This is a genomic window from Agarivorans aestuarii (assembly GCF_019670125.1).
GTDB lineage: Bacteria > Pseudomonadota > Gammaproteobacteria > Enterobacterales > Celerinatantimonadaceae > Agarivorans > Agarivorans aestuarii.
In genome coordinates this window covers 3074378-3087573 of record NZ_AP023033.1, presented here as the reverse complement: position 1 = coordinate 3087573, position 13196 = coordinate 3074378, and the positions used below count along the sequence as shown (strand labels likewise).

Genomic DNA, 13196 nt, shown 5'->3' with positions numbered 1-13196 from the left:
CTAGAAATCCGTGCTAGCGCTCTTGAAACTCTATCAGCCAACACTGGTAATTTTTGATACCTTCCACAAAGCATTTCTCTATCTCTTGTTCCTATTATCTGCACTACGTAGGCTGCTTATAAACCTTATGTTGTAATGCTTAGTGAGTGCTTAAATGACGCAGATATTCCTAAATCAAGCTTGGCTGTTAAGTTCTCCAGAATATCCAGAGATTAAGGTAGCTTGCCAGATTCCCGGTGATAACCATTCTACATTGCTTGAGGCGGGTTTAATTGCCGATCCTTACCAAGCTTGTAATGAAGCAGATGTTCAGTGGGTGGGCCAGGCTAACTGGGTGCTATCTAGCCGCTTCGAGGTAAGTGCTGAGCAGCTCGACAGCGACTTTATCGATTTACATTTAGGTCGTGTCGATACCATTGCCGATATCTATATTAACCAGCATTTAGTCGCGCAATGCGACAATATGTTTCGTTTGTGGTCTTTTGATATTAAGCCTTATTTAAAGGCTGGCAGTAACCAGCTGCAAGTGCGGTTTTCCCGTTCTGATTTAGCCGCAAAGCAACGAGCAAGCTCTTTACCCTTTGCCGTCCCATCTTCCATGGGCAACAACCAAATTCCTTATATGAATAGTTTACGCAAGTCGCAGTGCCACGCTGGTTGGGATTGGGGGATTTGCTTGATGGTGAACGGTATCTACGATTCGGTGGAAATTAAGTTCACTAACCAAGCTCGATTGTTAGCTGTGCAAGTTGAGCAGCAGTGGCATGGCAATAGTGTGGATGTGGTGGTTAAGGTTAGTCATGACTCATCTTGCCGCTCACCAATTGATATTCAATTTGCAGAACATGCCTTGCAAATACAACCCTCAACTGAATCATCCATTACTGAGGCGCGATTCCACATTGCGGAGCCACAGCTATGGTGGCCAGCAGGTTATGGTGAGCAGCCTTTATATTCGCTGCAAGTTAAGTTGGCTGAGCAGCTTATTGAGAAGAAGATTGGCTTGCGAAAGCTAGAGCTAGATACGCGAGCAGATAGCCATGGTTCTGCGATGACCTTTGTGATTAACGATTGCCCCATTACCGCCAAAGGTGCTAACTGGATACCGCTTGATGCGATGCCATCGAGGCAAACAGCAGAGCGTTATCGCCAGCTATTAACCGATGCCAAAACCGCCAACATGAACATGCTGCGGGTTTGGGGCGGCGGCCAGTACGAGGTTGATGAGTTTTATCAACTGTGTGATGAATTAGGCTTAATGGTGTGGCAAGACATGATGTTTGCCTGCTCATTGTATCCCAGTACCGATGAGTTTGTGGCAAACGTGCAGCTAGAGTTAAGCGACCAAATTCAACGCTTACGTGACCATAGCTGTATTGTGCTGTGGTGCGGCGACAACGAAGTGATTGGTGCAATTAACTGGTACCCAGAATCCAAAGCTAATCGAGAACGTTATGTGGTTAATTACGACAGGCTTAATCGCGCCATTCAACAGGCGGTAGAGCAGCATGATGCTAGCCGGGTATTTTGGCCTAGTTCGCCCTGCAATGGCGCATTAGATTATGGCGATGCATGGCATGATGATAGTAAAGGCGATATGCACTTTTGGGATGTTTGGCATTCGGGTAAATCCTTCTCTGCTTACCAACAAATTAAGCCACGTTTTTGCTCTGAGTTTGGTTATCAGTCTTGGCCGTCATTGGCCGAGGTGAAAAGCTTTGTACCCGAAGATGACTGGAATATTTGCTCACCCACTTTTGAAGCGCATCAAAAGAACCCTAGTGGTAATAGCATTATTACCGAGATGTTTACGCGGATGTTCCGCTTTCCGGCAAGCTTTGAACAAATGCTTTATTTGAGCCAAGTGCAACAAGCACTTGCGATAAAAACGGCTTGTGATTTTTGGCGAGCTAATAGCCCCCAGTGCAGAGGAATGCTGTATTGGCAGCTTAATGATAATTGGCCGGTAAGCTCGTGGTCGAGCATCGAATATAGCGGCCGCTGGAAGCAGTTGCACTATCACGCCAAGCGCTTTTTTGCTCCGCAATACCCGAGTTTTATTGAGGATGAGCAGGGTTTAGAACTGCGGATAATTAACGACAGCCCCAAAACCAAATCTATTAAGGTGTACCTACAGCGAGTGAACTGGCAAGGCAAGGTGGAATTTAGCGAGCAGTTGGCCTTAAGCCTTGAGCCAGATGCTAATGTATCAGCGTGGCAATGTGCTAAAGCGCAACTTGATGAGTGGCGTACGCAAGGCTTTTTGATTGTTTCACTCACATGTGAAGGTTCTCGCGTTCAAAATACTTGGGTAGGGGATAACTACAAAAACTTACCTTTAGCCAAGGCTAAGGTCTCTTGCGCGGTGGATGAAAGTACTAGAACCATTATTTTGTTAGCAGATAAACCGGCATTTTTTGTTCATTTAGAAAGTGATGCTCCGGGACGCTTTTCTGATTCAAGCATTACTTTGTTGGCTAATCAGCCGCAAACTATCAAATATTTGGGTGATGACTTTGCATCAATGGTGAGTAGTTTGCGAGTTTACCAGTTGGCTGATAGCTATTAGCATGTATAACTATTAAAGAAGGGGGAAACTATTGAGTAATCAACGACTAAAACAATCTGGAGAAAAGGGAGTTCATAATAAAATAGATTGGATAAATGAGGCTGATAGTAAACTAACTAGTGCAAAGATTTTGCGAGAAGCAGCGAGTGTAAAAGAGGATAAACTTAAAGAACTTTGCGAGAGCGGTAAAGCTAATTCTCAAAGCGTTTTCGACTTGATTCAAACAATCGAATCTGCAAACAAATCAAGTTTTTTGTTACTTGGTTATGCAATCGAACTACTTTTAAAGTCTGGAGTCGTTTCATTGTTAATCAATGCCCCTAAACACTTATTGGAGCTAAAAGTCCGGAAGTATGGTCATAAATTACAGAATATGTGCACTGATCTACATATTAATTTAGCTAGCTCTGAAAGAGAGCTTTTAGGCATATTCAGTAGTTTCATTGTGAATGAAGCAAGATATCCAGTAACAGTGAGCTCAATCCAAGAACATAGTAAAAGAAAAAATGAAATTGGTGCTCAGTTAGCAAACAACAAATCATTCAATCTAGGGGTACATATCTACAATAGCATTAGAAATATTCTAAGCGATATCGACGGTTCAGAAGGTAATCCAGTATTTCGAGAGCGTCGTGAGATTGACTCTGATGGATATTATATTTTTCGTGTCGGGGGGATTTTGCCACCTATATTTATTTTCAAATATAGTGAAAAGCAAATTAAAGCCGGAAAAAACAACGTGGATGACATGAAATCATTAATTGTTAAGTCTTTGGATAACGATATTATTTCACGCATTATCCTAGATTCTCTAAATTTGTCAGATGTTTACATTGCAAGCGAAAAGAGTGGATTAGTTAAGCATGAACAGTAACTTTCTACATTTTGGTTTATCAATTAGTTTCCCAATTATTAGCAGCTTCAATTAGCGCGGCTAGTGCAGGTTTAGCACTGGCGCTGGCTTTTATACATAAACCAATGCTGCGGTACATACGAGGTGCTAGCAGCTTTACTTGCTGTAGTTGCGGCGCTGTTTCGAGCACGCCTGTAGGTAAAAATGAGATGCCGATGCCTGCATTTACCAAATGTTTAACTTGGGTTTTGTGTTGCGCTTTGGCGACCAAGTTAACTGCAAAACCTTTTGAAGCCAGCAAACTCAAGGTTTGTTGGTGGGCTTCACATACTACACATTCAATAAAGTTGTAGTTGTTTAAAGCTGCAATCTCTACCTGGTTTTGCTGCGCGAGCGGGTGTTGGCGAGGTACGCACAGTACGTAATCTTCTTGCCAAAGTGGAATGAATAGCTCGTCTTCTTGTTTGAACACATCAAGAGTTAGCCTGGCCTGAGCGCTTTTATCTTGGTGATCGAGTAGCTCAAAGTTAAACAATGGCTGTTGGCTTTTACAGTGCTGAATAAACTCCGCCAACAAGCTAGGGCTTAGGTCGTCAAAATTGGCCAGTTTAATCGGCAGGCTGGCCGGTTGCTCAGCAAACAGATTAGACATGCGCTTGAGCTGACCTAGCGTTTGAACGGCCATCGGGTAAAGGTGATGAGCTTGGTCGGTTAAATCAACCCCGCGCTTATGGCGAATAAATAGCTGAACCCCTAACTCTGACTCAAGCTGTTTAATGGCCGAAGATAGCGATGGCTGAGAGACATAACAACGCTCGGCGGCGGCTGTCATCGAACGCTCTTCAAAAACTGCCACAAAGGATCTTAGTAAACGCGCTTCCATAATTATTGCCTATAACAACCAAAGGAAATCGATATTTTACACCTATATATAGCAGAACTATAGTTAGCGCCAATAAAGCAGCAAGCGCAAATGTAGCGCCTTGTGGTGGGTTATTTATGTATTGGAGAATCTTATGTCTAAGCCTTTAGTTGTTATTACTGGTGCCAGTTCTGGAATTGGCGAAGCATGTGCAAAAACCTTGTCGGCTGCGGGGCATCCGTTGTTATTGGTAGCGCGTCGTATTGAACGATTGGAGGCGCTAAACCTGCCAAATACCCTTTGTCGTAAAGTTGATGTGACCGAGCTTGCCGGTTTTGAGCAAGCAATTAAAGATGCCGAAGCCTTGTATGGCCCAGTTGATATGTTGCTAAACAATGCCGGAGTCATGTTATTAGGTGCGGCTCACGAGCAAGCACCTAGCGAGTGGAAAACCATGTTGGACGTAAATGTTATGGGCTTACTTAATGGTATTCATTTGGTTTTAGCAGGAATGAAGCAGCGCCAGCAAGGCACTATTATTAACGTGAGTTCAATTGCTGGGCGTAAAACCTTTCCTAGTCATGTTGCGTATTGCGGTACCAAGTTTGCGGTTCATGCAGTAAGTGAGAACATTCGCGAAGAAGTGGCAGGAGATAACGTACGGGTAACCGTGATTGCCCCAGGCGCGGTAGAAACCGAATTACTTAGCCATACCACTAGCCAAGAGATTAAAGATGGTTATGAAGTATGGAAAGAAGAAATGGGCGGCGTGCTTAATACCCAAAACATTGCAGACGCTGTCGCTTACGCTTATGGCCAGCCGCAAAACGTGTGTATTCGTGAAGTGGTACTCGCCGCCACTGGCCAACCTGCTTAGGTATTGTTAGTCATTAAGGTAGCAAATAAAAAAGAGAGCCTAAGCTCTCTTTTTTATGGCTGACTGTTAAAGCTTAAAAGAAGCCGAGTGGGTTAACATCGTAACTCACTAGTAGGTTTTTGGTGTTTTGATAATGAGAAATCGCCACTTGGTGCGTTTCTCTGCCAATACCCGAGCGCTTGTAGCCGCCAAACGCAGCGTGGGCAGGGTAGGCATGGTAGCAGTTTATCCATACTCGACCTGCTTCAATTTTACGCCCCATACGCTGCGCTAAGTTCATGTCGCGTGTCCATACTCCTGCGCCAAGGCCATATTCGCTATCGTTAGCAATGGCCAGTGCTTCTGCTTCATCTTTAAAGGTGGTAACAGAGATGACCGGGCCGAATATTTCTTCCTGAAATACTCGCATGTCATTAGTGCCTTTTAAGATAGTTGGGCTAACGTAATAGCCGTTATTGTGCTCACCCGGCAACGCTGCGGTGACGCCACCAGTTAATACCTCGGCGCCTTCGTTTTTGCCTATCTCTAAATAACTCATAATTCTGTCTAACTGCCCTTTAGAAACCTGAGCGCCAACTTGGGTATTAACATCTAAGGGGTCACCTTGCTTAATGGTTTTCACTCGCTCTAATACCCGCTGCATAAACTTATCGTAAATAGATTCCTGAATTAGTGCGCGTGAAGGGCAAGTACACACCTCGCCTTGGTTGAAAAATGCTAGAAGTAGCCCTTCAATCACTTTATCCAAATACTCATCTTCGTGGTCCATGACATCGGCAAATATCACATTGGGTGATTTACCGCCTAGCTCTACGGTGGAAGGAATCAATGAATCTGCCGCGCATTTAAGAATGTGTTGGCCAATTTCGGTAGACCCGGTAAACGCAAGCTTGGCAATACGAGGGCTAATGGCTAAGGCTTGGCCAGCCTCTTCACCAAATCCGTTTACTATGTTCACCACGCCTTTTGGAATAAGGTCTTCGATTAACTCCATTAATACCATAATGGAGGCAGGGGTTTGTTCGGCGGGTTTAAGCACCACACAATTACCTGCCGCTAAGGCTGGGCCGAGTTTCCAAGCTGCCATTAGCATTGGGAAGTTCCAAGGAATAATTTGACCCACAACGCCTAGTGGCTCGGGGAAGTGATAACTCACAGTGCTGGCATCCAAGTCGGCTGCACCGCCTTCTTGAGCTCGAATACAGCCAGCAAAATAGCGGAAGTGATCAACCACAAGAGGTAGATCGGCATTGAGCGTTTCGCGGATCGCTTTGCCATTTTCCCAAGCTTCGGCCACGGCCAAATACTCTAGGTTCTGTTCAATCCTATCGGCAATGCGCAGCAACATATTTGAACGCTCGGTAACTGAAGTACTTCCCCAGCTTTCTTTGGCTGCATGGGCAGCATCTAAAGCAAGACCGATATCGTCAGCGTCTGAGCGGGCCACTTGGCAATAAACCTCACCATTAACCGGAGAAGGGTTATCAAAGTACTGGCCGTTTACTGGCGCTACCCATTCGCCGCCAATAAAGTTGTTGTATTGCTCTTTAAAAGTGATTAACGAACCTTCGGTACCTGGCTGTGCGTAAACCATAGTCAATTCCTTTTTGTTTTGTTATCAATATGTTTCTTGTGAGCGTGTTTCATGACACGCCTGCGCTTTACATAGCAAGTGCTAAGCCATTGCGCAGAAACTTGTTGTTAACAAAATGTAAAACTATGATTATTCACACAAACAATTTTGCACAGTGTGAGTAGCGAAAACTAGCCGGCTTAACGGGCTTGTCACACTGTTACTTTTTGGCACAGTTACATTGTCTCACTATGGAACACTGCAATGACCAACAAGCTACAACTTCCTAGCTCTATTAATGCATCTTGGTTACGTAGCCAAGATGCCGGCCTGCAAGAGCAAGTCGTTCCTCAGGTTTTACGCTTGGCTAAAACCGAGTTGGCAGAGCGTCACCATCGACAACAAGCGTTGATTTCATTGGTAGAGCGCTACGCCTATCCCTTGTTTGAGCAAGTAATGGCCCATAGTTCGAGCAGGCTCATTTTGTCGGATGTAGACGGTTACCTTATTCACCATTGGGGAGTGAAACGCTATAACGATAAGTTGGCAACTATTGCGCTAGAGACTGGGGTGAATTGGTTAGAGCAATATAAAGGCACTAATGCGATTGGTACCGCTATTGCCACTGGGCAAGCAGTATCGGTAATTGGCGAGCAGCACTTTATTCAACAGCATCGCTTTATGAGTTGCAGCGCTTGCCCAATCTTTAGTCCGAAGGGCGAAATGCTTGCCATATTAGATATCACCAGTGAGCAACAACGGCATACTCAGCAAACCATGTTGCTTGCTGCTAGCCTGGCCCAGCAAGTTGAAACAGCCTTGTTATGCCAGTTGCCCGAGAGCCATTATCGGGTTGATCTTGCCGCGCAGCCGCATTTGCTCAACTCCGGGTGGCAAGGCATTGTGGTGGCCGACAGCGACGGCAAGGTATTAGGCTTAAACCCAATGGCGCGTCAATTGGTGGATAAGTTACATGTAGGCGAAGCCTTGGCTAGTCACTTTGGTGAGGATTGGCAGCAAGCTCACTTGGCAGATAAGGCAAACCTTCATCTGCAAACTAAGTCTTTAAAAGCAAGGCCAATCGTTAGTAAAGGCATTTCTAGTAAGAGTGAGTCCCGCGATCCTCGAGTTAATACCGCTTGGTGGCAAGCTTGCAAGGTGGTGAGTAAATCAATTCCACTGCTCATTTTAGGTGAAACTGGTGTAGGTAAAGAGCGTTTTGTAAAACAGCTGCACCAACAAAGCCAACGAGCTAGCAAGGCCTTACAAGCCGTAAATTGCGCAGCCCTGCCAAACGAGCTGGTGGAAGCAGAGCTGTTTGGGTATCAAGCAGGCGCATTTACTGGGGCTAACCCTAAGGGTTTTGTGGGGAAAATTCGTCAAGCCGATGGTGGCTTTTTGTTTTTAGATGAAATTGGTGAAATGCCTTTGGCTGCCCAAGCGCGTTTATTACGGGTGCTGCAAGAGCGAGAAGTGGTGCCGGTGGGGGGCAATCAGGCCTATAAGGTAGACATTCAAGTGGTTGCAGCAACGCATGTTAATTTGCAGCAAAGGGTGAGTGAGGGTTTGTTTAGAGAAGATCTTTATTATCGCTTAAAAGGTTTGCAAATAAGCCTGCCTGCCCTGCGGGAGCGCAGCGACATAGGTTTGCTCATCAATAAGCTTCACCAACGTTATTGCGAGCATAAACAAGATATAGAGCAGCGCTTGTTTAGCAAAATGCTGGCGTATACTTGGCCGGGTAATTTGCGTGAGCTAGACAATTTTATGCAAGTAGCTTGTTTAATGACCGAGCAGCAAGCTTTGCTACGCAGTACTGATTTACCCGAATCGTTGCAACAACAACTGGCCTTAACTAACCCGCTAGAGCAAAACTGTGAACAAGCAGAGCTGCAGCAAACCATTGAGCAAAACATCGCGCAGGTTTATCAGCATTGCCAAGGTAACGTGACGAAAAGTGCCAAACTGCTAGGGATTAGCCGCAATACCTTGTATCGCAAGTTACGCCAACTAAAACTTAAACATTAAAAAAGAGAGCTTAGGCTCTCTTTTGTTTTAAGGTAGTTGTTTACTGATTTGCGTCTGTTGGGCCGTAAATCTTATATTCACCCGACATTTGCAGTACTGCAAACATGTGCAATAAACCGTCGTAGTAACGCCACTTACCGGTTGGCGTAGCTTGTTTCCACAAACGTTCGGTGAACTCTTTGGCTTCTTGGCTATCGGTAATTAAAGCAGCAGTGCCGTTCATTGCGTTTTGGCCAGAGCTGCCCCATTCAGATGCAACCTTTCCGCCCATTTCATGTACCGCAAAGTTTTGACCTTTTCGTTTGTACTCGTCGGCATAGAACGAAATTAAACGGTCAGCTAACTCGGTTTGGCGAGGGTCATCGTTAAACCAATGGTAGTCCATGGCAATGTTACCAATTACGCGGAATGCATCGTAACCAGATTTATGGCTAATATCGTTAAACGAGGTTTTTTGTGGAGTTCCATCAAAAGCAGCGTATTCAGAGTACAAGCCTGTTTCTGGGTGAGCTGCGTTATACAAGTAATCGCGGCTTACTTGTGCGGCATCAAGCCATAGTTGTTGGTCTTCATCTGCCCAACGGCCCAGTAGCTCATAAAAAGCAGCCACGTGATAAGACGGATCGGTGTATAAACCTAAGCTTTTCTCGGTAACAAATAGGATTTGTTTTTCATCGCGGTTAAACATAGGAACCTGCGAGTCAGTTTCTTCTTTGTTAACCATGGCTTGCAGAATTACGTTAGCTTCATCGCTATATTGGAAAATACCTTCACCGGCACCCCAGCGGTTCTCTGCAAAGAATAAGGCCATAGCAAAGTAAAGCTCGCCGTCTGGCGCAGGGTTGTTATCTATTTTGGCAAACGGCGCTTCTGGTCTTAGATGCCAAGCAAAGTAATCTTTGTACCAGCCATCATGGTGTTGCATGTAAGTTTTAGAGAACTTCCAAAGCTTATTGAACATCTCTTGGTCGTCCATCTGCACGGCGATCATCATGCCGTAAGACATACCTTCCGAGCGAATATCGTTGCTACCAATATCTTTAATGAAGCCCATGTCGTCACCAACCGGGAAAAACACCGCTTCGCCGCTTTCACTGCGAGAATCAGAGTAAAACAGCTGCTGATAAGTATCTTGTACTTTCTTATTCACTTGCTCTGGTGAAGCGATACCTAGCTCAACAAAGGCATTGCGGTATTCACCAGAATAAAAAGCCCCAGGAGCACTAATGTTGCTGGTGCTAGTGTTGCTTTGCTTAGTTGCTGGAGCAGAAGATTGCTCAACGGGTGCCGCGCAAGAGGCCAAACCTAAAGGCAAGGCGCAAAGCGCCAAGGTTTTCACCGTTTTCATTAGGGTATTACGGTGGGTGGTAAAAATATTCATAGTCATAATATGCTTTGTTACCTTTGTTCTAATTGTAATCACTGTTCATAGGGCTTTTAAATACGTGCTAAGCCAAACTATGTATTCAGGCTAGTGCAAAGGGTTGGGAGCTTATACTGTGATTTTCCGCAAATTACTGTGAAATCTGGATAGTTTGCGTTGCATCAGCTTAGTCTGGCCAAGGCAAACAAATATGGTAAAAGCAGCTGTGTAAATTTAGTAATTACCGGAGGGGAATTATTGTTCATTTATAGATTTCCCTTTAGCTAGATTTAGCATTCAGAAAATCATGGCTAATTTTGTCGTGAAATAAGCTAATTCTTTTCAATACGTTGCGCAGATTTTGTTGCTCTAGCTCGGTTAAATCTGCCAAGGCCAGTACATCATTTACTTTACGCAAATCTGTGTATTCCACGATTTGGTTCATAAAGCGCAGCTGCCAAATATGGTCGAAAATGTAGACCATTTCGCGAAAGCTCATGGCGTCGATTTCTTGTTTGGCGGCTAGCTGCTTAAGTCTTGTCATGGTGTTCGCTTCGCGAATATCGTGCTTGAGTGCGTAAATTCGGCAAAAAATTTCCATTGGGCGTAAACAGGCTTTTAGATTAACTGACTCTACGCCGTCGATATTCTCGGTTTTGATTTGTTTAAAGCTAGTGAGTGGCACTTTGTAAGACAGGCAATTTTTGGCGTAGGTGGCTAGAAACTGCGGCTGGTTTTGCACGGTTGTTTGAATATGTTGCTGAATGCTGTCGACCAGTTGTTTTTCGCCATAGGTGGCACGTATGTCAAAAAACACGTTTAGTTCTAATATCGAATCCGGCTTAGCGTGGTTAATCCAAGCGCTAAAGTTGGCGGTCCATTCGTCTAAGCTTAAGCACCATTGGTGGTTAGTGGCCATAATCAAGCCATCGCAATAGGGGTAACCAGCTTGGTTTAATAAGCCACATACCCGCTGCGCTAGATGTAAGAAATAGCGGCGGATCTGTTTTAGTTTTGTTGGGTCTTCTGGTGTTTCAAATACAATTGCGTTGTCTTGGTCTGAGAACAGGGTCATGTCGTGGCGAGCATTACTGCCAAAAGAGATAAAGGAAAATGGTACTGGCGGTTTTCCTAACTCTTTAATGCTTAGCTCTATAAATCGGTAAATGGCCGCATCGTAGGCACTACCAATGGCTCGGCGAAGATTATCAGGACGGGAGCCTGCATCAATCATCTCGCGTATTAAGTCTGGCAGTTGATTAAGGGTTTCTACCACGCCACCTTGGCTATCGCTAAGTGCAATATCTTCGACCACGCGACTGTTTAGCACTTGATAATCGCTGACTTGCTTTACAAGGCCATAGGCGCCGCCATAAATCTTTCGGGTTATTGGGCGGAATGAAATCACATGACCATGCTTTTCAGAAAAGAATATCTTTGACGAACTAACAATTATATCTAGCTGTTTGCCGCTTTTGGTGCTTAAGCAGGCTTCAAATTCTGCAGGCTCGGCGGTGTGTTTGAATAGCCCATCTAAATGCTGCAATAAAGGGGTATTTTTGGCGTTGGCGGGAAATAGCTGCTGCCAAATATTGGTGCTTTGAAGCTCTGAGTCGTTGTAACCTAACATGCGATGTAGTCGGTTGTTTGAGTAAAGAATATCGCCGTCGGCTTCTAGAATGTAACCTTCGTTAGATGATTCAACCAAGGCGCGGTAACGATCTTTAGCCTCGTGCAGGGCGACTTCGGCGCGTTTTTTTCTATTCTCAATGGTTCGGCTTTGACCAATGATGTAAGTCATTATGGCGCTAAGCCCCAAAGTAATGAGGAAAAAGGTGGTAAACAGCGCTTGCTCTAGCTTATCGACTTCTTTTTGCACATCGTCAAAATAGACACCGGTTCCGACTATCCATTGCCACTCTTCCACTGCTTGCACGTAGCTAAGTTTGGGCGCTGTTTTGTTGGCATCATCCTTCCATTGCCAGAGGTATTCTAAGTAGCCTTCATGGTTGGCTTTAACCAGCTTGGTGAACTCAACAAAAATGTGTTTGCCACTTTTGTTTTCATTGTCTGAGTAATGAGTGAGATCTTGGCCTTTTAAGTCTTTACGGTAGGGGTGCATGATCATCCGTGGATGCATGTCGGTAATGAAGAAGTAATCTTTGTTTTCATCACCATAGCGCATTGCTTTTAGCTCGTTAGCCGCTTTTGCTTGAGCCTGGCTTAGACTTAGTTCTCCGCTTTGTTCTCGCGCTACATAACTGTCGACAATGCTAATGGCCGAGGAAGTGAGCTCTTTGATCATTTGCTGTTTTTGACCCATCATCGAGTCTTCTACCAGCGGGATAATCACCAAAGCAACCGCACTGACAAATAATATAATGGCCAAAATGGTGGGCAGTACAATGCGAAAAGCAAAGCTGCCAATAAAACCTTGTTGATTAGCTTCGTTATCACGTAGGCCATCAAAATATTCGGCTAGCTCCTTGGCGTCTAATACCGCACTGAGTTCTTCATTGTGGGTGGCGTCATGGTATTTGGCAGTAAACGTACCATTTTCAAAATCGGCACGAGAAGGCAGGTAGCCGTCGTAATCATCTTTAATATGGGTTTCGACAACGTTCTTAATTTGTTGGCGTGAATACTTGCCATCGAACTCTTGGTAGGCTTCTTGAAGTGCTTCTTTGCAGTGTCTAAACCTGCGATGGTCGTAAGGGTCGTATTGGTCTAGCTTGCCTTCACGCAGGTAGTGATCAAATCCGTCGTGGTCGAAAAAGCCGTCAATCCATTTATGGATGTCTTCTGCTCGTATGCCAAATAGCTGTTCTGTGCGCTGCGCGTGCTCGGAAATTTTCATCGTAATCAGTTGGTTGAACTAAGTTCAGCATAACAATTAGTAGAGAATTAGCATATCGATGAAAGGGTAAAATAAAAAGCAGTTAACTTGCATGAAAAGTAATCTAAATCAAAAAGTCATCAAACTTTATTGTCTTATACTAAGACAAATTTTCCAGTACCAGTTACTAAGGGCGCGTATCGTACCCTTTTTTCAGCCTGCGGGAAAATATGTG

At 44.7% G+C, this 13196-nt stretch carries 8 protein-coding genes; 4 read left to right on the top strand and 4 right to left on the bottom strand.

Annotated features, from left to right (window positions below; genetic code table 11):
* Nucleotides 1-154 precede the first annotated feature (154 nt).
* A complete protein-coding gene (locus tag K5609_RS14335) occupies nt 155-2569 on the top strand; it encodes a beta-mannosidase (protein ID WP_221074246.1) in 2415 nt (804 codons plus the stop codon).
* A 31-nt stretch (nt 2570-2600) separates the two neighbouring features.
* The gene (locus tag K5609_RS14330) at nt 2601-3443 is read left to right on the top strand and encodes a hypothetical protein (protein ID WP_221074245.1); all 843 of its coding nucleotides are present in this window, start codon (nt 2601-2603) and stop codon (nt 3441-3443) included.
* 19 nt (nt 3444-3462) lie between these two features.
* Here the strand turns inward: K5609_RS14330 and K5609_RS14325 are convergent, their stop codons facing one another.
* Nucleotides 3463-4305: a LysR family transcriptional regulator gene (locus tag K5609_RS14325; RefSeq protein WP_221074244.1), complete on the bottom strand. Its 843-nt coding sequence runs from the start codon at nt 4303-4305 to the stop codon at nt 3463-3465.
* Between the two features lie 133 nt (nt 4306-4438).
* Between K5609_RS14325 and K5609_RS14320 the strand changes: the two genes are divergently transcribed.
* Entirely contained in the window at nt 4439-5161 is a 723-nt protein-coding gene (locus K5609_RS14320; RefSeq protein WP_221074243.1) for an SDR family oxidoreductase, read from the top strand.
* Between the two features lie 73 nt (nt 5162-5234).
* Here K5609_RS14320 and exaC read toward each other — a convergent pair whose 3' ends face one another.
* Complete coding sequence (gene exaC / locus K5609_RS14315; RefSeq protein WP_221074242.1) at nt 5235-6755, bottom strand: acetaldehyde dehydrogenase ExaC; 1521 nt, start codon at nt 6753-6755, stop codon at nt 5235-5237.
* Between the two features lie 243 nt (nt 6756-6998).
* Here exaC and K5609_RS14310 point away from each other — a divergent pair, with 243 nt between their 5' ends.
* Entirely contained in the window at nt 6999-8762 is a 1764-nt protein-coding gene (locus K5609_RS14310) for a sigma-54-dependent Fis family transcriptional regulator (protein WP_221074241.1), read from the top strand.
* Nucleotides 8763-8802: 40 nt separating this feature from the next.
* Here the strand turns inward: K5609_RS14310 and K5609_RS14305 are convergent, their stop codons facing one another.
* On the bottom strand, nt 8803-10149 hold the full coding sequence (locus tag K5609_RS14305; protein ID WP_221074240.1) for a family 8 glycosyl hydrolase: 1347 nt from the start codon (nt 10147-10149) through the stop codon (nt 8803-8805).
* Nucleotides 10150-10405: 256 nt separating this feature from the next.
* The gene (locus K5609_RS14300) at nt 10406-12982 is read right to left on the bottom strand and encodes a DUF294 nucleotidyltransferase-like domain-containing protein (RefSeq protein ID WP_221074239.1); all 2577 of its coding nucleotides are present in this window, start codon (nt 12980-12982) and stop codon (nt 10406-10408) included.
* Nucleotides 12983-13196 lie beyond the last annotated feature (214 nt).

Coding starts and splice junctions, on each gene's coding strand:
- K5609_RS14335 (WP_221074246.1), top strand. CDS start 155: ATGACGCAGATATTCCTAAATCAAGCTTGGCTGTTAAGTTCTCCAGAA.
- K5609_RS14325 (WP_221074244.1), bottom strand. CDS start 4,305: ATGGAAGCGCGTTTACTAAGATCCTTTGTGGCAGTTTTTGAAGAGCGT.
- K5609_RS14320 (WP_221074243.1), top strand. CDS start 4,439: ATGTCTAAGCCTTTAGTTGTTATTACTGGTGCCAGTTCTGGAATTGGC.
- exaC (WP_221074242.1), bottom strand. CDS start 6,755: ATGGTTTACGCACAGCCAGGTACCGAAGGTTCGTTAATCACTTTTAAA.
- K5609_RS14310 (WP_221074241.1), top strand. CDS start 6,999: ATGACCAACAAGCTACAACTTCCTAGCTCTATTAATGCATCTTGGTTA.
- K5609_RS14305 (WP_221074240.1), bottom strand. CDS start 10,149: ATGACTATGAATATTTTTACCACCCACCGTAATACCCTAATGAAAACG.
- K5609_RS14300 (WP_221074239.1), bottom strand. CDS start 12,982: ATGAAAATTTCCGAGCACGCGCAGCGCACAGAACAGCTATTTGGCATA.